The organism is Qipengyuania algicida (assembly GCF_009828025.1).
Lineage (GTDB): Bacteria > Pseudomonadota > Alphaproteobacteria > Sphingomonadales > Sphingomonadaceae > Qipengyuania > Qipengyuania algicida.
Map to the genome: position 1 here is coordinate 66,943 of NZ_WTYA01000011.1, position 21,734 is coordinate 88,676.

17 protein-coding genes and 1 tRNA gene are annotated in these 21,734 nt (G+C 55.0%); 11 read left to right on the forward strand and 7 right to left on the reverse strand.

Annotated elements, in window-relative coordinates; genetic code table 11:
* Positions 1–42: 42 nt before the first annotated feature.
* Both GRI58_RS13415 and GRI58_RS13420 read left to right on the forward strand, forming a co-directional pair.
* Positions 43–2,127 carry a RelA/SpoT family protein gene (locus tag GRI58_RS13415; RefSeq protein WP_160754111.1) on the forward strand — a complete coding sequence of 695 codons (2,085 nt, stop codon included), beginning with the start codon at positions 43–45 and terminating at the stop codon, positions 2,125–2,127.
* Entirely contained in the window at positions 2,127–2,492 is a 366-nt protein-coding gene (locus GRI58_RS13420; RefSeq protein ID WP_160754112.1) for a VOC family protein, read from the forward strand. The genes GRI58_RS13415 and GRI58_RS13420 overlap by 1 nt, the downstream gene beginning before the upstream one ends.
* Positions 2,493–2,502: 10 nt before the next feature.
* On the opposite strand, the gene GRI58_RS13425 is transcribed toward GRI58_RS13420, so the two are convergent.
* Positions 2,503–3,474, reverse strand: a complete 972-nt coding sequence (locus tag GRI58_RS13425; protein WP_160754113.1) for a peptidylprolyl isomerase — start codon at positions 3,472–3,474, stop codon at positions 2,503–2,505.
* A gap of 285 nt (positions 3,475–3,759) precedes the next feature.
* Between GRI58_RS13425 and GRI58_RS13430 the strand changes: the two genes are divergently transcribed.
* Positions 3,760–3,850 (forward strand) — tRNA-Ser (locus GRI58_RS13430).
* A 189-nt stretch (positions 3,851–4,039) separates the two neighbouring features.
* The gene (locus GRI58_RS13435) at positions 4,040–5,272 is read left to right on the forward strand and encodes a tyrosine-type recombinase/integrase (RefSeq protein ID WP_160754114.1); all 1,233 of its coding nucleotides are present in this window, start codon (positions 4,040–4,042) and stop codon (positions 5,270–5,272) included.
* On the opposite strand, the gene GRI58_RS13440 is transcribed toward GRI58_RS13435, so the two are convergent.
* The 3 genes from GRI58_RS13440 to GRI58_RS13450 form a co-directional block, all read right to left on the reverse strand.
* Positions 5,212–6,855, reverse strand: coding sequence for a DUF927 domain-containing protein (locus GRI58_RS13440; protein WP_160754115.1), 1,644 nt, complete (start codon positions 6,853–6,855; stop codon positions 5,212–5,214). The two genes, GRI58_RS13435 and GRI58_RS13440, sit on opposite strands and share 61 nt — an antisense overlap.
* A 242-nt stretch (positions 6,856–7,097) precedes the next feature.
* The gene (locus GRI58_RS13445; RefSeq protein ID WP_160754116.1) at positions 7,098–7,730 is read right to left on the reverse strand and encodes a hypothetical protein; all 633 of its coding nucleotides are present in this window, start codon (positions 7,728–7,730) and stop codon (positions 7,098–7,100) included.
* A 253-nt stretch (positions 7,731–7,983) separates the two neighbouring features.
* Positions 7,984–8,307: a helix-turn-helix domain-containing protein gene (locus tag GRI58_RS13450; protein WP_160754117.1), complete on the reverse strand. Its 324-nt coding sequence runs from the start codon at positions 8,305–8,307 to the stop codon at positions 7,984–7,986.
* Between the two features lie 138 nt (positions 8,308–8,445).
* On the opposite strand from GRI58_RS13450, the gene GRI58_RS13455 reads away from it, so the two are divergent.
* Together GRI58_RS13455 and GRI58_RS13460 are read left to right on the forward strand one after the other, a co-directional pair.
* Positions 8,446–9,171 (forward strand): hypothetical protein, encoded by a 726-nt coding sequence (locus tag GRI58_RS13455; RefSeq protein WP_160754118.1) that lies wholly within the window; start codon positions 8,446–8,448, stop codon positions 9,169–9,171.
* Positions 9,172–9,298: 127 nt separating this feature from the next.
* Entirely contained in the window at positions 9,299–9,934 is a 636-nt protein-coding gene (locus GRI58_RS13460; RefSeq protein WP_160754119.1) for a hypothetical protein, read from the forward strand.
* Here GRI58_RS13460 and GRI58_RS15950 read toward each other — a convergent pair.
* A complete protein-coding gene (locus GRI58_RS15950; protein ID WP_419957051.1) occupies positions 9,931–10,326 on the reverse strand; it encodes a helix-turn-helix domain-containing protein in 396 nt (131 codons plus the stop codon). The two genes, GRI58_RS13460 and GRI58_RS15950, sit on opposite strands and share 4 nt — an antisense overlap.
* Before the next feature lie 243 nt (positions 10,327–10,569).
* Between GRI58_RS15950 and GRI58_RS13470 the strand changes: the two genes are divergently transcribed.
* Positions 10,570–11,709 (forward strand): hypothetical protein, encoded by a 1,140-nt coding sequence (locus GRI58_RS13470; protein ID WP_160754121.1) that lies wholly within the window; start codon positions 10,570–10,572, stop codon positions 11,707–11,709.
* Between the two features lie 59 nt (positions 11,710–11,768).
* Here the strand turns inward: GRI58_RS13470 and GRI58_RS13475 are convergent, their stop codons facing one another.
* A complete protein-coding gene (locus tag GRI58_RS13475; protein ID WP_160754122.1) occupies positions 11,769–11,912 on the reverse strand; it encodes a hypothetical protein in 144 nt (47 codons plus the stop codon).
* A gap of 632 nt (positions 11,913–12,544) precedes the next feature.
* Between GRI58_RS13475 and GRI58_RS13480 the strand changes: the two genes are divergently transcribed.
* From GRI58_RS13480 to GRI58_RS13495, 4 genes are all read left to right on the forward strand, one after another.
* A complete protein-coding gene (locus GRI58_RS13480) occupies positions 12,545–14,620 on the forward strand; it encodes a type I secretion system permease/ATPase (protein WP_160754135.1) in 2,076 nt (691 codons plus the stop codon).
* 107 nt (positions 14,621–14,727) lie between these two features.
* The gene (locus tag GRI58_RS13485; RefSeq protein ID WP_202386976.1) at positions 14,728–16,011 is read left to right on the forward strand and encodes an HlyD family type I secretion periplasmic adaptor subunit; all 1,284 of its coding nucleotides are present in this window, start codon (positions 14,728–14,730) and stop codon (positions 16,009–16,011) included.
* A 92-nt stretch (positions 16,012–16,103) separates the two neighbouring features.
* A complete protein-coding gene (locus tag GRI58_RS13490; RefSeq protein WP_160754124.1) occupies positions 16,104–16,496 on the forward strand; it encodes a hypothetical protein in 393 nt (130 codons plus the stop codon).
* Between the two features lies 1 nt (position 16,497).
* Entirely contained in the window at positions 16,498–20,424 is a 3,927-nt protein-coding gene (locus GRI58_RS13495) for a calcium-binding protein (RefSeq protein ID WP_160754125.1), read from the forward strand.
* A gap of 147 nt (positions 20,425–20,571) precedes the next feature.
* Here the strand turns inward: GRI58_RS13495 and GRI58_RS13500 are convergent, their stop codons facing one another.
* Positions 20,572–21,156, reverse strand: coding sequence for a recombinase family protein (locus tag GRI58_RS13500; protein ID WP_160754126.1), 585 nt, complete (start codon positions 21,154–21,156; stop codon positions 20,572–20,574).
* Between the last annotated feature and the right edge of the window lie 578 nt (positions 21,157–21,734).

Below are 21,734 nucleotides of genomic sequence, written 5' to 3' on the forward strand. Positions count from 1 at the left end.
GCGTTGCAATAGGGCGCATTGGGCAACACATTCACAGCCGCGATGCTGAGGCAATATGAACTGGTTGAGCGGGTCAAGGAATACGACCCGGACGCCGACGAGGCGATGCTCAACCGTGCCTACGTCTATACCGTCCAGAAACACGGCACGCAGACCCGTGCCAGCGGAGACCCCTATTTCAGCCACCCGGTAGAGGTGGCGGGGCTGATGACCGATCTGAAACTGGATCAGGAGACCATCGCCACCGCGCTGCTCCACGACACGGTCGAGGATACGCTGGCGACGATCGAGGATATCGAAAGCATTTTCGGCACCGATGTCGCGCGATTGGTCGATGGGGTGACCAAGCTGTCCAAGATCGAGCAGATGCCCGAGGACGAGCGCGCGGCGGAGAATTTGCGCAAGTTCCTGCTCGCAATGAGCGAGGATATCCGCGTGCTGCTGGTCAAGCTTGGCGACCGTTTGCACAATATGCGCACGCTGCATTTCATCAAATCGCTCGAAAAGCGCCAGCGTATCGCACGCGAGACGATGGAGATTTACGCACCGCTGGCCGAGCGCGTCGGCATGTACGAATATATGCGCGAGATGCAGCTGCTCGCCTTCGAACAGATCGAGCCCGATGCTTTTCGCACGATCACCAAGCGGCTCGAGCAATTGCGCGCGCAGGATGGTGGGCAGGTCGATGCGATCGCGCTTGCGATCAAGCAGGCACTGGCCGAGGCGGGTTTGAAGGTAGAGGTGTCGGGTCGCGAAAAGCATCCCTATTCGATCTGGCGCAAGATGGCCGAACGGCATGTCAGCTTTGAACAGGTGACCGACATCATGGCGTTCCGCGTCATCACCGAGAACGAGGCCGATTGCTACCGTGCGATGGGCGTGCTCCACACGACATGGCAATTCCTGCCGGGCCGGTTCAAGGACTATATCTCGACGCCCAAGACCAACGGCTATCGCTCGCTCCACACTGCGTTGATGTATGAGAATTCGATGCGCGTCGAAGTGCAGATACGCACCCGCGAAATGCATCGGCTCAACGAATTCGGCTATGCCGCGCATTGGGCCTACAAGCAGGGTGACAAGCCCGATGGTCAGGTCGGCTGGTTGCGCGATCTGATCGAGATCGTCGACACCAGCCACGATGCCGAGGAACTGCTCGAACATACGCGGCTCGCCATTTATCAGGATCGGATTTTCGCCTTTACCCCCAAGGGCGCGCTGTTCCAGCTGCCCAAGGGGGCAACCCCGGTCGATTTCGCCTTTGCCGTGCACACCGATCTCGGCGCGCAAACGGTGGGGGCGAAGATCAACGGGCGTCACGTGCCGTTGCGCACACCGCTCGCCAATGGCGATGTGGTGGAGATCATCAAGGGTTCCGATGCCGAGCCGCAATTGTCGTGGCTGGGCTACGTCGTGACCGGTAAGGCGCGTGCTGCGATCCGCCGCGCGGTTCGCCTCAAGGAACGCGCGGAAGTTGCCGACATGGGTAAGAAGCTGTTCGACGAGATCGTCACGCGCGTGCCCGCCAAAGTGGGCAAGAAGGCACTCGGTGCAGCGCTCGAGCGGCTGGATATGGAAGAGGAGGAAGACCTCTATTACGCGATCGGCGCGGCCAAGATTGAGGATCGCGAGGTGATGGAAGCGCTGGTGCCGGGCTGCACCGCGGACATTCCCGAGGTGCCCGACTGGAGCCAGAGCACGCTTTCGATCCGCGGATTGACGCCGGGCGTCGGCTATACGCTCGCCACGTGCTGCCACCCGGTGCCGGGCGACCGTATCGTCGGTACTCGCCGGTCAGGCGAGCGGGTCGAGGTGCACACCATCGATTGCCACGAGCTCGCCAGCGGGATCGATGCCGACTGGATCGACCTCAACTGGGGCAAGCGTGCTGCGGGTGCGGTCGGGCGGCTCCGGGTCACGCTCTACGACAGGCCCGGCACGTTAGCGGAAATGGCCAGCATCTTCGCCCAAAACCTGTGCAATGTGAAAAGCCTCGAGCAGACCCAGCTCGACAATCCCTTTACCACTTATGAGATCGATCTCGACGTGCAGGACGTGACCCACCTCAACCGTATCCTGAGCGCATTGCGGGCCAGCGATGCGGTCGCGCAGGCGGAGCGCATCTGATGGCGGGCGTTGTCGGTATCGACCATGTGCAGCTGGCGATGCCCCATGGTGGGGAGGACCGCGCGCGGCGCTTCTTCATCGGCGTGCTGGGGATGGACGAGATCGAGAAGCCGCCGCATCTGGCGGTCAACGGCGGGTGCTGGTTTGTCGCAGGGCAGGCGCACGTCCATCTGGGTGTTGAGGAGGGCCACATTCCCTCCCGCAAAGCGCATCCTGCTTTGCTGGTCGACGATCTGGTGGAAGTGCGCCGCAAGCTGGAAATGGCGGGCGTACCGTTCAGTCCGGGCAAGCCGCTCGACGGCTATATCCGCGGCGACACCACCGATCCGTTCGGCAATCGGATCGAGCTGATGGAGCAGGTGTGACCGTCGAGCTTTAACCGGCAGGCACCGGTCGCACCGGCACCGGGATATTGCAGATATCCGCGCCGCCCGCCGGGTGAATGAAGAACGGATCGCGCCGGTTGGCGCGCGCATCGGCGTATTTCGCGAAAGCCTGGCTCTCGGTGGAGAGGTATTCATAGTGCGGCTGCTCGGCGGCGGGCAGGTCGCTGGCGAGGCGCACCGAGAGGATCGGCACGCGCTTGGCCGGGTCTTGGTAAAAGCCCAGCGGCCCGTGCCCGCGCGGCAGGCTGGAGAGAAATTCCATCCCCTCGATCACCCGCCCGACCAGCGCGATGTTGCGGTCGAGATGGCGCGGCGGGGTGCCGATCACGGTGTAAAGCTCCGCCCCGGTACCGGTGTCTGGTGAATAGTTCCGCCCGACGCCGACCATGCCGTAGCAGTGGACTGGCCACCACATCTTGCCATCACTACCCACAGGCCAGCCGGTGAGAGTGAAGCCAGTAGCTGGTGCATAGGCATCAAGAACATGTGCGAAGCCGATTGCTGGAGCACGTGGGGACTTCGCCGACGGGGGCGGCACAGGTGACGCATAATCCCCCTCGCTCATCACCTTGAGCCCCTTGGGCAGCGGTTTGGCCTTGGCCGGATCCTCGCCATTGGGATCGCCCCATTGGACTACGTAATTGTCCTGCACCCGCACCACGGCGATCCCGTCGTACCAGTGGTCGCGGGCGAGGGTGCGGATATTGTCGACCCAGCCCAGGCTGAACGGCGCGGGCATCAGCTGGATTACCACTTTGCGCGTCGATCCGTCGGCGGCAGGCGCCAGCGTCATCACCAGAAGATCCCTGGGCGCGATCTTCACCCAATCGCTGGCCGGGGCGGCATCGACGATCTCGTTCGGCGAGGGCGCGCTCTTGGGCGGCTCCTGCGAGAGCGCGGGCGAAGCCAGGGCGACCAGAGGGGCGAGGCGTGCGGCGAGGGCAATCTTTGAGCGGATCATGAGGGTGAATGTGCCAAGCACCGCGCCCAAGAGAAAGCCCCTCTCCACACGTTTTCTGTGGGCGGGGAGGGGCTTTGACGCCGAAGTTCGCAGGGAATGCCTGATCCGCGCAGCTCCGGCCTGACTTCGATAGTGTCAAAATGCGACCGGATTATGCCCTCGGCGCCAATATTGTGCGCGATTGGTGTTCCATGCACTTGCACCCGGCGCGCCGCCAAGCTAGTGGCGCGCCTTCTTGGAGAGCTGGCCGCGCTCAAGTAGCGAAGCGGCAGTACGACAAGGCGCGGAGCGGTGGCCGAGTGGTCGAAGGCGCACGCCTGGAAAGTGTGTATACGGTAACCCCGTATCGTGGGTTCGAATCCCACCCGCTCCGCCAGTCACCTGATTTCCCATGAACTATGGCGAACGGGTGCGAACTTCAAAAACTTCAGAAAAACAATGTTTAGAAGCGCGCTGCGCTAGGCTCACCGTTCAGCGAGGTTCGCCAAAGAACGCGCCAAACCGCTTCACAAAGTCGGCTAAAACTATGTCTTGATGACCTCGACTGGTCGGCTATGGTAAAAAAATGGTCACGCGCGCGCGTAACAAGCTTACTGCTCGGCAGGTCGCGAGCTTCACCGATCCGGGAGTATATTCCGATGGTGGTGGTCTTTATTTGAGAATTCGCGAGTCCGGACGATCATGGTATTTCATTGGCACACTCAATCGGAAGCGCTTGGAGATGGGCCTCGGCTCAGCCCTTGATGTGTCGCTCGCAAAAGCTCGAGAAAAGGCTGAAGCGGCACGGCAAGAAATTTTAGAAGGCCGTGATCCACGTGAAGCGCGCAAAGCATCGGCTGAACAAGCTGCACCGATTGTGACGTTCGGAAAGTTCGCGATGGAATTCCTCGACGGCATTGAGGACGGTTTCAAGAATCGCAAACACCGCCAGCAGTGGAGGAACACACTCAAAACCTATGCTGCCTCGCTGTTCGATGTCCCGATCGATGCGATAACGACAGATCAAGTGCTGGCCGTTTTGCAACCGATCTGGCTAACCAAGCCTGAGACCGCTTCCCGTGTCCGGGGCCGTATCGAACGCATCTTGGATGCCGCGAAAGTGAAGGGCTTACGTAGCGGCGAAAATCCGGCTCGTGGGCGTGGTCACTTAAGCTTGTTGTTGCCGACGCATAGCAAACAGCGCGTCAAGCACCACCCAGCGCTTCCATTCGCTCAGATGGCTTCGTTTATGGCCAAGCTGCGAACACGGGATGCTATGGCGGCAAAGGCTCTCGAGTTTACTATTTTGACGGCTGCACGCTCCGGTGAGACTCGTGGCATGACATGGGGCGAGGTCGACCTGAATGCTAAGGTCTGGACAGTTCCAGCGTCTCGCATGAAAGCTGGTGTCGAGCATCAGGTGCCGCTGAGCGATCCGGCAGTAACCTTGCTGAACGCTGTGGCGACTGAGAAGGATGCGCGTGACGACATCATCTTCTACGCTCCGCGCGGGGGTGCACTGTCGGACATGTCGATGCTCCAGCTTCTGAAACGCATGGGGCATGGGGACATCACGGTGCATGGGTTCCGCTCAGCGTTCCGCGATTGGGCTGGTGAAAAGACCGCCTTTGATCGCGAGACTGTCGAGCTTGCGTTGGCGCATACGATTGGATCGTCGACTGAGCGAGCCTATCGCCGAGGCCGCGCGCTAGAGAAGCGACGCGACCTGATGGCGGAATGGGCAGTATTTTGCGATGTTCAGGCAGAGGAAGCAGGTTCGACAGGCGGCACCACTTCGGGCGGCAGGACGAAACAGTAGAACCGCTCCTTCTTGTACCGGGCGCCTTTTCGAACTTGTCGCTGCGTGGTGAGACGGTCTTTGTCGCGAATAATAAGGTCGGTATAGCGACCAGATTTGGCGAGTTTTCGAAAATCGGGGAAGTATCGCTTCTGTATGGCATCGGTAAGGAGCAATTCTGTCCGACCCTTCACGCCCGATTTGAGAAAGGCGCCATGCGCCTCAAAGCGCTTCTTGGTGAGATTGGGCGCGGTCCGGTTACGCAGGTCCAGCGTTTGGTGTAGACCAGCTACCAACTTTAGGCGCGCTTGTAGCGGCATTAACGCGGGTCGCTGCAAAAGATAATTCTGAAAGGCAGCAACGCATGCTGACATGCAATCCCATTCCTCGGGCAGCACATTGGCTTCCTGAGCTATGATGCCTGCGACATACAGAAGTCCGAAGGCGGAGCTTATCCGACTTTTCTCTGCAGTTGAGCCAGCCATACCGAGGCGCTGTTCAAACGTTGCGATGCCGTCGCGGATCCGCTGGCGGAAGGCATAGTCATCGGCCGCACGAAGATCGACGATATGAGCGATAAACTTTGGAAATGCGGTACCAAATTGTTGCCGCGCTGAGCGATTGAGGTGCTGCATGACGTCAGCAGTCGAGGCGAATCCATCAGGGATGAAATCCAGCACACCAAGTGGTGGTCCATTCACCTCTAGCGAGATGAGGCGCTGCATTGCGGCTTCAGCTGTATCGTGGTCGAGTTGCGCCAGATCATCGGCGAAAGGCGAATTACTCGAGAGCGCGTAGATGAATGAGTGTTGCCGACGAGAAGGCTGTATTGCACTGACTTTGGGCGTTCCGTGGGCCATCCTGAAATTGAAGGTTTTCGTAGATTGCGGGCTTCGATCCGCTCTCATGCTACCTTCATCAATGGGCAAAATGCGATCTTCGAACTCGGCAAACGCCTGTTCATGGCCAAAATCGGTTGCATGAAATGTTGGCATATCAGCGGGATCGCCGCTGATTGACGCCATGAGTGTCAATAGCGTCGTCTTACCTGTGTTCCCAGGTCCGTAACATTCAATGCCTCCATTTAAGTTTGTCTCCGCAAAGCGCTGAAGTGGCGCGGCAAAGCCAGCCATGATCGCCACCATCGGAAGCGATTGGCCCGTCAACACTTCCGGGATCGCTTTTCTCCATTTGAGCGGACTGCCCGATCTTGCTGCCTTTCGGTCCCTACCAGTGAAAACAGCCGTGCCCTTCGGAGCCCCTTTGGGGCGAAGCACAATTCCGGTCGGAAGCGCGTAATAGGGTTCGGTCCAGCCCGGCTTCTCGATCAGAGGTTCCTGTCGAAACTGGGTAGTCTTGTTGACGACATCAAGCAGGGCGTTCCAGTCATCGCTGGCGATAATTACGATACCCTTCTCGGCAAGCAATTTGCGGACGTTCAACTTTTCGCCAACGAACGAGAGGCGAGGAATTTCAAATGCTTTTTCGTTGCTTGTAAATCGCACGTATTGGGTGCCGCTAAGAGCGGCGACACCCTCGACGGTAACGGATTGGCCGGTCGAGAGATCAAGTTCTATAGGTGCGTTTGGGGTCGATTTTGCCATATTGCATTACTCCGGAAAGCGGTGATTTCGGTGTTTTTTGGGCGCAGCCAGACCCTTGGGCGAAATCGGATAATCACCGAAAACACCGATGTCCTGGTAAGGGGGGCTGCTGAAATTGGGTGCTCAGATCGAGCAGATATGAGACGGTGCAGTGTTACTGCTTCAACAGCTCAAAACACGTCCCCAGAGCCTCACACAGACCCATTCGATGCCGATTCAGACGATTCCACCGCGTCATAGGTTTACCGCCTGCTCGACGTCTGTTGCAGGCCGTTGCGTGTGACGCGCAGACCGATCAGCAACGCCAGATCTTGCAGCTCGAATTGATCGAGCCATAGGAGTACCTGCGAGTGGAATGGTTCCGGGATCGCACGCTTGTCGCGGACCCTGCGACGCTGCCCAGCTTCGTTGATGAAGATCGGCCGGGACGGCCAGAACGACTGCATAAGATAGGTCAGTGGGTAAGGTAGGTCGTATAGCGGCTTCCGCCGAACCCAGACGCGGCGGTAGACCGGAGACCAGCTACCATCTGGCAAGGTCCTGACCGACTTATAGTTCGGCTTCTTCCTGAGGCGATCTAGGACCGGAACCATTTCGTTGCTGCACAGACCGTGGACATGCAGACGGTAGACCTTCGCATTCGGGTCGTACTCGCCATGGATGTAGACGAACATCCAGCCTTTCGTCTTTGCTGCTCCAGCACGGTAGAGATCGGCACGCAGACGGCGTAATAAGGCCTTGGGATCGACGCCCATCAGCTCGTCAGGCGTGAACTCCCAATGGCGCGGAATGATCGTGAAGGTCGTCGCCTGAGCGTCAGCCTCCTCGTAAAGACGGCAAAGAGAGCCAACTACTCGAATCCGATGTCGGCGCATTGCCACTGCAGAAGCCGGGCTTCTCGCAGTATCAACACCTTTACGCCTTGCAGCAGCTCCCACCTTGTCGGTTAGCCTTCGAACCCAGCAGTTCGGCAGCTGATCTGGAAACTTCTTTGAGGCCTTGGCCAAGCATAGGGCACGGCGCTGATCTTCGCGCCGTGCTTCCTGCTGGGTTTCGATTAGAGCCTCTACGTTCGAGTAGTATATGCGTTCATCATCAGCGAGTAACCAATCAGCCCCGATGCTATAGCTAGGCATTTGTGGTCGCCACAAATCGACGGATGCTTCGCATGGTTACACGGGTTGCGCGACCGTATTTTCGACGCTCAAGCTTCCCTTCCCTGAGAAGCGCGAAGGTTTTTGTTTTTTTGAAGCCTATCAAGCGACAAGTTTCTTTAACGGTAACAAGCATAGGAGCATTGCCGTTGTATCTAGATTCTATATAATCGGTATAACGAGCAAGAAGTTCTGGTTTCATATCGTCAGGAGCAGGGAAATAGTGGATACTCTTATCCACTCCATCAGGCGTGACAACTTCTAATAGTATTGGTAACTTGGAAGACAATTCAACCATAAGCCAGTTCCTTTCAAAACTGGCGAACCATTTATGATGGTTACATGGGCCGGTCTACAAGTTTATTTTCGTACCGACTTCTGCTTTTTATTGAAATCTAGGTTTTGAAGAGTAGCACTAGAGTGCTACATTGGCGGTATGTCGTTTATCAGACCAGTCCAGATTGAGCCTGAATGGATCACTAAAGCTCAGATTTATATGCTGAAACGTGCGCCACTAGAATTCGCGCCGCAGCTTAGAAAAAACACGCTCGCCCGAGTGGAGGACAAAATCGTAGGGGAGCTGAGAAATCGGCGCTTGAATGTCACAAGCAGGGGTAGGACCAGTGATGGGCTAACACCGAATGAGTGGCTCAGGGTGACGCTCTATGCCGTCGTTCATCCTTGGCTGGCATTTCTTCAAGGTGAGGAAATTTGCAATAGAATCCCTGAGAAATTAATAGAACCAGAAAAACTCATGTCGAATGAGGCTGTTATGTTTCATCAGCTGATCGGCGCGGTTTTGGCTGACAACCCTAAGGTCATAACGCCAAGCGAAAGGGATCGGTTGGCACAGCCGATGTGGCATGCGTTTCGCCACTACATTCCACCGTCACTGCTTCTCGGCTTCAATCATCAGTACCCGGCACACCGTAAGGGAAGCTCGACTGTCTCAGGCTATATTGAGTCGGAGCTGATCGGGTGGGTGAAGGAGCAACGGCTCTATGCTAGGCTCAGGAATTGTCCGCTCGACAAGTTCCGAAATGAATACTCGGGAGTAGTGGACGATTATGTTGATGCTGAGCACGAACAGCTTAGGAAATCTAACTTAGAAGAGATGAACAAATTCCCAGTTCTCTTGGAGGCCATTAAGCAGCTGATATAGCTCCAAATATTGCTGCCCATAATTAGGTCCAGTAACACTGTGCGCAGCGCTGCATAGCGCCACGACGACCGAACGGAGTGATTCGGCGTCGGCTTCACTACACAATCAAACACTGGAGAACCGGACCATGGATTCCGAGAGCAAGACCACTTTGCCTAGCGAACTGGACGCAGGCCACGCAGCCCGCATCGTCGAGAACATCAACGATCTCGAACGCGACTACCGATTGGCCGAAGGCCCCATGACCGAATGGCTGCTAAGCCAGATCGCAGCCACCATGCGCAATGCACTGGGCGACGGCTACGAAGTGTTCCGCACCGATTATACGATCCTCATCATGACCTCGGACTGGAAGCCGACCAAGCGGCTCGGTCGCGGAGATGCGTGGCTGGAGCTGATGGAGCTGACCGAAGACGAAAGCGGCTACACCTGGCTTGCGGCTGCTACCGGCTCGGGTGACACCAAGATGGTGCTGGAACTCATGTGGCGTCCGGGCCTGATCCATACCGGAGAAGCGATTGCCGCTGATAAGGCTCACGCAGCCAAGTTGGAGAAGATTGGCTTCCAGCGTCACGAGGATACTGGCAAGCGCTGGTACATTCCTTTTGTGATCGACCGGATGCAACTGGCCAAAGGCTTTTCCGAGAACGACATCGACGCAGCCTTGCTGCCAGTGAAGAAGGCGGTCGAGGCTATTGCTGCCGGTAAAGCCGATCTCGATCAGCTCATCGCCAAGGTCCAAGACACCGGAAAGGGCGCTTAGGAGCCAGTCTCTTGCGGGTTGATCGCTTGGCTGCGACGATCAAGGGGAATGGCTGCGACTACCTCGGCAGGGTCAAGGTCCAAGGCCCGAGCAATGTCCACCAGTTCGACCACATCGAGCCGTCGTTCGCCAAGCTCAACCCGCGAGATAAACTGTCGGTGCAGTCCGAGCTTATCGCCCAGCTGCTGTTGCGACATGCCAAGCTCGGCACGCCGCGCTGCAAGGTTCGCAATCAGCTGGCGATAGCGGTCATCGCGAAATCCGGGAGTTGTGAGTCGGCGAACCATTCGGGCTCTGTCGGCCAGCTTGACCGGCGCACAGAAACTGTGACAAGCACTTGTGCTCGGGTTACCGAATGCACCAGCGCAATTGCTGTCAGCAAACCAATGCATTTGGCTCGATCGGGGAAACAGACACAATGATGGGTCCGCTTCGAAAACTGGCAGATCGGCTTGGTCGCATTGTGGTGCGAACCGTGCGGGTGATCCTGATCACGATAGGGTCGCTCGGCATCGCGTGGTTCTGCTTCACCTTCGGCTGGGGTGGCTGGCCGCAGACGACGTGCAGCTTCGAGCGCATATCCGCGAGTTTGGCGCACCGACCAGCTCAACCATGTTATGTTGGGAAATAGATCAATGAAGAAATTGACGGGACCGAATGACGGTCGGCGTAAACTCGAAGGCAAGATCATCGACGCCGAATGGGAAGACGTTGATGATGAAGCGCCTTCGATAGGCGATCGTATCAAGCAGAAATTCAAAAATGTCGCGATGGTCGTTGGCGTGATAGTCCTTGGGCTATGGGTGATAGGGATGATGACCACCTCACCTGACGGCAATAACAGTAGCAACAATTCTCCACCATCTGATGACGCTGCTGCCGGGCCAACTCGTGACTGGCTTGTTGGGGCTTGGGTCATGACGCCAAAGGGCGGTTCCGATGGCAAGACCGCGTGCAGTGATTTCAACGCTCCGGGCCTGGAAAAACTCAACCGACACACAGCCAAGGCGCTTCTTTTCACCAAGGATGGGACTTACAAGAGCTTCTTTACTTACCGTGCGCCTACTAAGGAGGAGCACTATCAGGGCATGACGGCGCAGTACCAACTCGATGGGGATACGCTTGAACTCAGTAATGTGAATGTGACCGAACCTTTTGGCGGCGTGTGGCAAGATGAGAGTTTTCAGCTCGTGGCTAAAAGCTCCAACGTGATGACGTTGAGCGACCATAATGGCACGGTGCGGTTCGTGCGCTGTCAAGGGAACGCTTCGGGTTTGTTTGATTTCGCGCCAGCCTCTCAGGCTAGTGCTTCCGATCAGCCGAGCCAGTCAACGCTCGACACGCAAAACCTAGGATTGCTCTGTTCAGACCAGCGGATCATTGATCAACTACACGAGCCGTTTGCCAAAGCCGTCCGCCAAGCGCTTATTGTTACCGCTGCACAACAGTCAGCCGACACTCGCGATGATGCCGTAGCGCTGGCGTGGATAAACGCTAATTCGTTCACCAAACTGAATTTTGTCTTTCGAGATATTACCAGCCTCGGAGTGGGGCATGATGATGCCAATCGCACTACAGTAAGATGCCGGGCGAAGCTTAGAATCGCCAAACCGATGGCAGAAGCGGATGGCGTGTTTTCGTCCTACACGCAGTTCAATGATGCCTACTATACGCTGAAGTTGGATGATCCCGGCGACTTGGATTCGAAAATATTTCTTCTGGCTGAAATCAGGCCGGTTAATGGAAAACTTGACGTCACCACCGGCACTGAATGAGGCTACACCTGCCAGTTTCGTGATGGACCTGCAAAACGATGGAATGCGGGCATTCACTTCTACGACATCCCGCCAACAGACCCGCTGGTCTGGCTCTTGTGCATCATCGCCAGCCTCATACGGCCCTTGCAGCCCAGCACCCGGCGCCGAGACCGGCGCTCGATCTGATCGATATAGAGATGCCCGACATGACGCTCGTTCATGAGGAAGACGCGAGTGAGGTAGTGAACATGACCGCAGGACTGGCAAACACCTTCCGGTTATCCGGGAGATCGGCGGCCCGGAGCTTGGTCTCCCAGTTACCTTTCGCCAGAAGTCCTTAATTGATCTCGCCGCCTATGTTTTCGAGGTTATCGTGCGGCCAGATACCGATGCTGGCGAACGTCTTTTGAACCGCCTCTGCTTTCTTGGAGGCCGATGCTGTGAAAAAGAAGCCAAGAAAACAGGTTTTCGCTTTAGTTGTGCGACAGCATGCTGCGAATGATCCGTCAGCCGCAGTTAAAAATTTATCATTTTTGTAGAAGTTCCGGCGAGCGGCAAAGCAAGCACCTACTACAAGCTGGCTGTTGCATTGGACGAAAAATTTAAGAATAAGTCTACAGTAAAATCCGTCCGGTGAATGGGGCTGCGATTACATCCATAATGGATATAAATAACAGAATGTTAACTGTCATTGTGAATTGACGCCAAGCCCAAGCGGTGAAACACATAAGCCTGTCGCTTGAGACTCGGGTTGCAGCCAAGCGTCAGGAGGGTCGCTTTGGTTGGGTTGGGGAAACAACACGTTGCTGAGCCGAACGATTCGGGTTTGGTCAGCTTTGTAACTGTACTTGCGATGCATCGTGTCGCTGCCGATCCCGATCAGCTTCGGCATGCACTCGGACATCACCGAAATCTCTCGACGAATGATATTGTTCGGCTGTCCAGGACAATTGAGGGAGTGCGCGCCAAAGGCGTCGTCACGAGCTATGATCGATTGGGCAGGATACCTTTCCCCGCGCTGGCTCAAGTCCAATCTGAATGGGTTGTGATTGGTGGAGTCGCCGATGACGTAGTGTTGATTCAGCGTCCACATGGTTCGCCGCAAAAAATTGATCGTGACCGTTTTATCGAGGATTGGGATGGCGCGCTCGTCATGGTCACCACGCGCGAAGGAGTGAATGGCGCGCTGGGTCGGTTCGATTTCACATGGTTTATCCCGCAGATCGTACGTTATCGCCGCCTGATCGGCGAGGTTTTGCTCATTACGCTGGCGCTCAACCTGCTTGGGCTTGCCGCGCCACTATTCTTCCAAAATGTAATCGACAAAGTGCTGGTGCATAACACCCTTGCTACGCTGCAAGTGCTCTCAATTGGATTGGTAGCTGTGTCGCTCTGGGAGGTGGCATTTGGCTGGCTCCGCACCCGCTTATACTCCGAAACCAGTCAGAAGCTGGACGTGGAGCTTGGTGCGCGGTTGTTTCGCCATTTGCTCGGCCTCCCGATAGCCTATTTCGAGGGGCGAAGGGTTGGCGATACCGTAACCCGGATTCGCCAGCTCGAACAGATCCGTGAATTTCTGACCAATGCGTCACTGTCTGTGTTAGTCGATCCAATCTTCACAGTGGTCTTTCTGATCGCAATGTGGATCTACTCGCAGACCTTGTTCTGGATCGTCATGCTGACGATCCCTGCCTATGTTGCGGTTTCGCTGCTCGTCACAAAGCCATTGAGGCATCGCCTCAATGAAAAATACGAGCGCGGATCAGCCAACAATGCCCTGTTGGTCGAAAGCGTGTCAGGCATCCAGACGGTCAAGGCTGCTGCCGTGGAGCCGCAATGGCGAGATCGCTGGGAACAGCAATTGGCAGCTTACAGCGCGGCCAATCAGCGAGTCATCAATCTCGGGAATACCGGAAGCCAGACCGTACAACTCATTTCCAAGCTCAGCCTAGCGGCCATTCTGTTCTTTGGGGCTCAGCAGGTGATTGCCGGTGCTTTGACTGTTGGAGGGCTCGTCGCGTTCAACATGTTCGCTCAGCGAGTTTCAGGGCCTGTGATCCGCATGGCGCAGCTCTGGCAGGACTTTCAGCAAGTGCGCATTTCGGTGGAGCGCTTAGGGGATGTTCTCAACGCGCCCGTTGAAGCCGGGGCAGGGTCGAAGATTGCATTGCCCAAGCTGAAAGGCGCAATCCGCTTCGATCAAGTGCGTTTTCGCTATGGCCTGGAAGGGCCGTGGACACTGGATGATATTTCGATCGATCTTCCTGCAGGTAGCACGCTGGGTATCGCGGGCTCTTCCGGGTCGGGTAAATCCACACTCACGAAGCTCCTTCAGCGTTTGTATACTCCCGCCTCAGGCAGGATTTTGATCGATGGTGTGGATATTGCGCAGGTCGATCCCGCCTGGCTGCGTCGTCAGATTGGCGTGGTGCTGCAGGAAAACCTGCTTTTCAACCGCAGCATTCGTGACAACATCGCCCTCGCCAATCCCGGCATGCCTCTGGAGCAGGTGATGGCTGCAGCACAGCTTTCCGGTGCGCATGAGTTCATCCTCACGATGCCCCAAGGTTATGATACGCTCATCGAGGAGCGCGGCGTCAACCTGTCGGGCGGGCAACGTCAGCGTATTGCAATCGCGCGTGCACTGGTCACGCAGCCCCGCATCCTGATCCTCGATGAAGCGACTTCTGCGCTCGACGCGGAAAGCGAAGAAATCATACAAACGAATTTGAAAGCGATGGCACGCGGGCGGACAGTGCTGATCATTGCGCACCGTCTGTCAGCCATCCGACAATGCGATCGCATCATCACCTTGGAAAAGGGGCGGATTGTCGAAAGCGGATCACATGCAGACTTGATCGAGAAGGATGGTCGTTACGCCAGCCTGCATCGGCGACAGATGGGCCTGGTTGAGGGGGTGGCTGCGTGAACGCTCTTGCACGCTACTGGGATGCAACGCGGATCGCGCTCGCACAGGACAAGGCACGCAAGCGAAGCTGGCTCGGATGCGATGAGGTAACCTTCCTCCCAGCCGCCTTGGAAGTAATCGAGCGGCCTGTATCGCCTACCGGACGGATCACCACGTGGCTGCTGTTGTTTGGTTTGCTGCTCACCCTTGCCTGGCTTACGTTCGGCCGCCTCGACGTTGTCGCATCGGCACCGGGTAAATTGATACCGGCACAAAACGTCAAACTGATCCAGCCACCAGAGGCCGGGGTGGTCCGCGAAATACTGGTGCGTGACGGCCAACACGTCAAAGCAGGCCAACCTCTCGTTGAACTTGATCCCACGGCGTCGAAGGCGAACAGCGAGCAAGCGCGAAAGGCATTGGAGAGCGCGGAACTCGACGCTGCACGGGCTCGCGCAGTGCTATCGGCGCTTAACGGGAAGGGCTTCCACTTCACCGCCCCTGTGGGAACAGCGTTGGACATTGCCGCACTTCAAGAACAGCTTGCCGAAGCACAACTTGCGGACATCAGAGCGTCTGCCGCAGGCCATTCAGCGGAGTTGAATGCAGCGACAGCTTCACGGTCCGAAGCGCAGGTAGAGGCGACGAAGCTTACGGAGACGCTGCCGCTACTCGATGAGCAATTGGACGCCAACGAAAAGTTGTTGTCGCGCGGCTTCGTACCCAAGCTCAAGGTCATTGAAATGCGGCGGCAGCGGATGGCCGCCTCGCGCGACCGCGATGCCGCACTTGAACGCGCGAAGCAAGCCGCTGCACAGATGGCGAGAGCCCGTACCGCGGTGATGGCTTCACGCGAGCAAGCTCGGGTGCAGATCATGGGCGATTTGGCCAAGGCTGAAAATGAGGCACGCATGCGCCATGACGACCTCGCCAAGGCGCTCAACGCGGTCGCACACCAGCGCCTGGTCAGTCCGGTATCCGGCACTGTAACACAGTTGGCGGTTCACACTATTGGCGGGGTCGTCGAGGCGACGAAACCCATCATGGTCATTGTGCCTGACGGAGGGCCACTTGTTGCTGATGTCATGGTGCTCAACAAGGATATAGGCTTTGTAAGGCCGGGCCAGGCGGTAGCCCTGAAACTCGATGCGTTTCCATTCACTCAGTATGGCACGGTGCATGGCCGCATCGAAAGTATCAGCTCCGATGCCGTCGAGAACGATAAGCTCGGTTTGGTCTATTCGGCGCGTGTGCACCTAGATGATCGAGCATTAAGCATCGACGGCAGATTGACTCAACTCGCGCCAGGTATGTCCGGCGTCGCAGATATTCGCATCGGGCGAAGAACCATTGCGTCTTATATTGTAAGTCCGCTAAGTAAAGTCGGGAAAGAAAGTGGCCGAGAGAAATAGGTTATTCGGTAATACAATAATATTGTATTTCACTTTTCTATATTGCTCACCTATAATGCTATATTTCCAATTGAATTTTAGGAGCTGCTTTTATGACGACTAGCGCAATATTTATTATTCTAGCATTAGGATTGGGTGTACAATCAACCGATTGTGTTCCTGATGGATATGCAATCGTCAAGGGGAATGATTTAAAACAGGTGATCACTGGATCAATTATTACGCATAAAGTGCCTGATGGACAAATTTCTCCTGGAGAGCTTTACACAAAATACGGAGAGTACAGATTTATAGGGGGAGAAGTCTGGGACACTAGCGCGCCATATGAGTTTAAAAACGATCGTGTATGCCTGAAGCTCAAAAAAGATCTTTGCTACAGTTACTACGTGGACGCTCATAGGAATTACATTAGAAGAGATATCACAAATGAAAACTCAGAATTCGAAGAAGTAATTATATCACATCTAGAAAAAAATGGAGGATAATATGTCAGAGGCGTCTGTTGTCGCGGCATTGCAGTTCTGGTCGCCGTCTGGTTGGGCAACATATTCAAATCGCATTCCAGTTAACCTATCCGGTCAGGAAGAGTCTGACTTTGAAAATAAGGTAATCAACGCGATATCAACCCTTTACGACAAATCTCCTGAAACTCGGGCGATGTTGGAAAGCTTGGCGGCGGCTGGACCTATTCGCATTGGAAAGTCTCCCGCTAATATGGGTCCAGCATCCTGGGTGCCTGCGGGCTCGACAAACGATTCTTACATTCTATTCGATCCAAACCAGGAAGTATTTTCTGTAAGTAAAACTGGAACTATTTTCCAGATGGATCCGCTCGTAATCTTAGCTCACGAGATTGGGCACTCTGCGGGACTAGTGGATCCTGTAACAGATAAAACATACTCGATTGGAAGCAATACATTTCGATATTCATCGGACGAATTGATGAATACGCCTGGGCTTGTACAAGGAACGTCAAGCTCGACGGAATATATATATTCGCCCAATGTAGTTGAACACGAATGGACGGTAAGCGCAGAGCTTGGAATTTCAGATTTGCGGTCATCATACAATGCCGGACTTATTAAGTTGGACGTAAAATATAAACCTCTGTTACAATCAGCTGCTAATTCTGGGGGGCTAACCGGAGGAAATACAGTTCAGATAACGCGGTTTGGGGACCAAGGAAATACTCACGACAATGTAATAAATTTTTCGAGTTGGCCAAAATTATTTGACGGATCACTACTAGGTGTTCTTGCGTTCGGATTTTCTGGTAATGATACGATGATAGGCGCAAATGGGCATAATTATTTCTACGGAGGAACTGGAAACGATTTAGTTAATGGCGGTGAAGAGGCTGATTTCCTTTATGGAGAGCAAGATAATGACATAATTGACGGTCATGCAGGCAACGATAACATTTATGGTGGTTCTGGCGATGATATGCTCATCGGTGGCGCTGGAGATGATGATCTGTGGGGCGGAGATAAGAACGTTAGTTCTGGGCTAGGTGACGGTAACGACACTGCGAATTACCAATCTAGCACCAATGCTATTAAGCTGGTTTACGATGGCACGGACTCTGTCCTGAAGACCAAAGTCGAAGACGGCCTGGGTGGAACGGATACCCTTCATTCTATCGAAAAAGTCATCGGCACCTCAAAAGCTGACTCGCTGCAGATCAAAGGCAATATCGCCTATAGCACTACGCTGACATTCGATGCCAACCATGGCCAAAATGGCGAGAGGCAGGATATCATCAATGGGTCTGGTATGGCATTGGGCGCTGACTTCACCATCGAAATCAACAAAAGTGGCGTCGGCACAGTTACCGACAATACAACTGGCGGCGTTATCCACCTCCAGAATTTCGACACGGATGTCGTGGGCACGCGAGGTAACGATTGGATCACCGACCTCACCGATGGCGCCAAGTATTTTTCGGGTGGGTTCGGCGACGATCTCATCTCGATTGCGGGAACCACAGGTGACTCCACAATTCTCGGCGGTTTCGGCGATGATGAGATCACGGGCGGCCTGGGCAATGACGTTCTCATTGGTGGGGATGGCATCTTAAACACACTTTCCGGCGGTGATGGCGACGATCTGCTGATTGGATCAGGCTATAACGATACTTTGCAAGGCGGAGACGGGAACGACTACCTCCGCGTTGTCGGAGGTAATGCGAGCGCAACCCTGGCGGGCGGAGCTGGTGACGATCTGATTGATGCGGCGACGGATTCACCAAACGACTTGAGTCTCGTCCAATTCGGATTCGGCGAAGGCCACGACACGCTTGTCGGACAGGTAAGCGAAGATCCAAATTCAGGGCAAACCGCCGTGCGATGGGGTGTTAATGGCATCGATATGTCCGCAGTAAGCAGGGCGGACGTCACGTTTGTTTGGAATCCCGTTGTAACAGGCGGTTTCCCAGGGACTGGCGAGATCGCTGGTATGACGTATCTGGAAGGGACATGTGCAATTCAACTCAGCGATGGGAGTTCGCTATACTTAGGCACTGTCACTGGTTCCCAGTTCAACTGGTCCACAAGCGTTCCTACCGCATATGATCCAAACCAAACAACCATGCTAGACATCCCCGGCATCACTTTCTCTGACGGTCAATTTGCAGGGTCGCTTAATGGTGGGTCGTTCGAGTATGCCCAGTCCGTCAGCAGCCCTGACTCGCTCAATGTCGCGGCAGCAAATTATACCGGCCACGGAGCATCAGGCGATGTGTCTTTGACAGGCACATCCGGTGATGACACGCTGGAAAATGACAACAAGAATGGAACTATCGATGCTGCGGGCGGTGACGATACGATCAATTTGACCAACGGAAATGTCAGCGTCGATGGCGGTGATGGACTTGACCAGGTCACAATGTTCAGCAGCTTGGGCGATTACGATCGTTCCTATGACGGGACCAATTTCGTTCTCACCGGCTATGATGAGGGTGCTGGTTCCATCAGTCTGACCAATGTGGAAACTATTACGTCCACCGCGGATGGCAAGACATATAACGTTGCCGACCTCATCAGCCTGTTCGGCACGCCGGACAATGATACGATCGTTGGAACCGAGTTCGACGATACTATTACCTACGTAGGCGGGTTCGATACAATAGATGGTGGAGAGGGGATCGACCTCCTGCAATTCTCAGGCAGCTCGCAAGATTATATGATTAGTAATGAGCCGGACGGAACCTTAGGCATTTTCCTTCTTTATGACAAAGGTGGAGCCAGCGCGGTGAACGTCGAAACTCTCTATTTTGCAGGCGACGACACAACCATTGCCGTCGCAGATTTGCCTGCTTTGGGTACGTCGGGCAACGATTCCATTACGGGGAGTAATCTCGCAGAAGAATTATATGGGTACGGCGGCGATGATGTGATCGACGGCCTTGGCGGATATGACCGAATAATGGGGGGAGATGGCAACGACACTTTAAACGGTGGCGATGGTGATGATGACCTGTTCGGAGAGACCGGGGACGATAATCTCAATGGCGGGGCTGGGGACGATGTTCTTTATGGCGGAAGTGGCAGCAATACGGCCTTTTATGCTGGTCTGATGGCGTCATACAGTCTGGAAACCTATTGGGGCGATCTGCAGATCGTCGATAACGATCCCGCAACCAACGGGGACGACGGCACCGACACCTTGTACAGCGTGCAGAATGCTCAGTTCAGCGATGGGACTGTCTCCCTGGCGTCTCCGATCGTTCTAGATCTCGATGGCAACGGGGTGCAGCTGGAGCAAAAGTCGAACGGCGTTCGGTTCGACTGGAGTGGCGACGGCAAAGCGGACAAAACCGGCTGGATATCATCGGGCGATGGTTTCCTTGTCATCGACAGAAACGAAGATGGCGTTGTTTCCGGCGCATCCGAACTCAGTTTCACGTCCGACAAGTCTGGCGCGAAATCCGATCTCGATGGACTCACGGCGTTCGATACCAACGGGGATGGAATACTCTCGGAATTGGACGCCGATTTCAGCAGCTTCGCAGTTTGGAAGGACTCTGACCAGAACGGTATTTCAACGCCGAATGAGATGATGTCCCTTGCCGATGCTGGTATTGCCCAGATCAATTTGTCTGGAGACCCCTTGAATCAGGTGTGGGGTTGGGACAGCAATATTGTCTACAACACCGGCACATTTTCCCGCACCGATGGAACGACTGGAGCCTTTAGTGACGTTGCCTTGAATTATGACCGGGCGACGGTCGGTGCTCCATCGGCCATCGGGCATGACCCCCATATGCGAGCATCGCAACTGATCGAAGCGATGGCGGGCCACCGCCCTTGGCTGAGCGGGATGGACAGGTTCGATAAGCCATCATCATTGGGCCCATTTGAGCGTGTGTTTGCTGTAAACACCATCAGTTACAACAATCATCTGCAGGCTGCTTGATCAAAATAGGGAAGGCCTCCGGGCCTTCCCTGCCAACATGCTTCAGTCCGGGCGGCGAAATATTCGTCCGAGCCCAATTCCTTGCTGCAGGCAACTGCAAAACTGGAGATCGCGGCTAGAGCTAATCACAAAGCGTCCTAGAAGCGGTCATTGAGCAATTGCTCGTCTCTCAACGCGCTGGATTGCAGATCGGCTGACATTGTACTCCTTGGCCAGCGTTCCATAGGATTGCCCCCGCTTCAATTTAGCCAAGATGTCGCGCTCTTGATCGTCGCTCAGTAAACGTGGGCGTCCCAACTTTTTGCCTTCTGCCTTAGCTCGTTTGAGGCCGGCCTGAGTCCGCTCAATCAACAGGTCGCGTTCGAACTCAGCAACAGCACTGATAACGGCCATTGTCATTTTACCAGCCGCGCTGGTCAGGTCGACACCACCAAGCGCCAAGCAATGCACCTTGACCTTATTGTTTGTCAACTTCTCGACGGTCGTGCGAACGTCCATCGCATTGCGCCCCAAGCGATCAAGCTTGGTGACGATCAGAACGTCATCCCATTCCATCCGGTCGAGCAGTTTCTTGAAGCCAGCACGCTCCATCGCTGGCACTGAACCGGAAACTGATTCAGCGACGATCCTGTGGTGCTTCACGTCAAAACCAGCCGCTTGGATTTCCCTGATCTGGTTGTCGTTGGTTTGATCAAGTGTGCTAACGCGACAGTAGGCGAACGAGCGTGACATAAAAATCTCTTGTATTCAAAATGTTGCACGAAATGTGCATTGTATTGAAATACAGGTCAAGTTAGTTTTAAATACAGATTGCAGCGCTGTATTCAAAACGCTCCATTTTTTGTGGTCCGAAACAATCTTTTTGCATCCGCTCTATGAGAAATCGAAATTTTGTAAGCAAAAGATACGGGATTAAGCTGGGTAACCGCTTATCTATTTTCATCGAAGTTTTAGCGTCAATCAAGTGCTTAATTTCCCCCTTTGTAATTCGACGACTGGTAACTTTCAGGTCGCAACAGGCCTATTGTTCGGCATCAGGCGTTCATAATAACCATTGTCGGGCGCGTTAGGACCCGCTGATATTGAATGAGCCTATCCGGGAGTAAAGACTGCAAGATTGCGTGCCTTTACGCCTTCTGGTTGGCGCGCTGGGTCATCAATGGGTACCAGACCACAAACTTGGGCAGTACTTCGCGTCGAATCATCTGAAAAGGGTTACCCCCGTCTGACGGTTTATGGGTGATGAGGGCGTTAATCTGCGCGCTTCGTCGGACGACGGGTAGGCAGCAAGAAATTCCGAACGGTTAACG

What these genes read in the sequence shown, in the direction of transcription:
- GRI58_RS15950 (WP_419957051.1), bottom strand. Translation starts at nt 10,326, where the DNA reads ATGCATTGGTTTGCTGACAGCAATTGCGCTGGTGCATTCGGTAACCCG.
- GRI58_RS13440 (WP_160754115.1), bottom strand. Translation starts at nt 6,855, where the DNA reads ATGGCAAAATCGACCCCAAACGCACCTATAGAACTTGATCTCTCGACC.
- GRI58_RS13460 (WP_160754119.1), top strand. Translation starts at nt 9,299, where the DNA reads ATGGATTCCGAGAGCAAGACCACTTTGCCTAGCGAACTGGACGCAGGC.
- GRI58_RS13425 (WP_160754113.1), bottom strand. Translation starts at nt 3,474, where the DNA reads ATGATCCGCTCAAAGATTGCCCTCGCCGCACGCCTCGCCCCTCTGGTC.
- GRI58_RS13475 (WP_160754122.1), bottom strand. Translation starts at nt 11,912, where the DNA reads ATGAACGAGCGTCATGTCGGGCATCTCTATATCGATCAGATCGAGCGC.
- GRI58_RS13480 (WP_160754135.1), top strand. Translation starts at nt 12,545, where the DNA reads ATGCATCGTGTCGCTGCCGATCCCGATCAGCTTCGGCATGCACTCGGA.
- GRI58_RS13450 (WP_160754117.1), bottom strand. Translation starts at nt 8,307, where the DNA reads ATGGTTGAATTGTCTTCCAAGTTACCAATACTATTAGAAGTTGTCACG.
- GRI58_RS13455 (WP_160754118.1), top strand. Translation starts at nt 8,446, where the DNA reads ATGTCGTTTATCAGACCAGTCCAGATTGAGCCTGAATGGATCACTAAA.
- GRI58_RS13415 (WP_160754111.1), top strand. Translation starts at nt 43, where the DNA reads ATGCTGAGGCAATATGAACTGGTTGAGCGGGTCAAGGAATACGACCCG.
- GRI58_RS13445 (WP_160754116.1), bottom strand. Translation starts at nt 7,730, where the DNA reads ATGCGCCGACATCGGATTCGAGTAGTTGGCTCTCTTTGCCGTCTTTAC.
- GRI58_RS13470 (WP_160754121.1), top strand. Translation starts at nt 10,570, where the DNA reads ATGAAGAAATTGACGGGACCGAATGACGGTCGGCGTAAACTCGAAGGC.
- GRI58_RS13420 (WP_160754112.1), top strand. Translation starts at nt 2,127, where the DNA reads ATGGCGGGCGTTGTCGGTATCGACCATGTGCAGCTGGCGATGCCCCAT.
- GRI58_RS13435 (WP_160754114.1), top strand. Translation starts at nt 4,040, where the DNA reads ATGGTCACGCGCGCGCGTAACAAGCTTACTGCTCGGCAGGTCGCGAGC.
- GRI58_RS13495 (WP_160754125.1), top strand. Translation starts at nt 16,498, where the DNA reads ATGTCAGAGGCGTCTGTTGTCGCGGCATTGCAGTTCTGGTCGCCGTCT.
- GRI58_RS13490 (WP_160754124.1), top strand. Translation starts at nt 16,104, where the DNA reads ATGACGACTAGCGCAATATTTATTATTCTAGCATTAGGATTGGGTGTA.
- GRI58_RS13500 (WP_160754126.1), bottom strand. Translation starts at nt 21,156, where the DNA reads ATGTCACGCTCGTTCGCCTACTGTCGCGTTAGCACACTTGATCAAACC.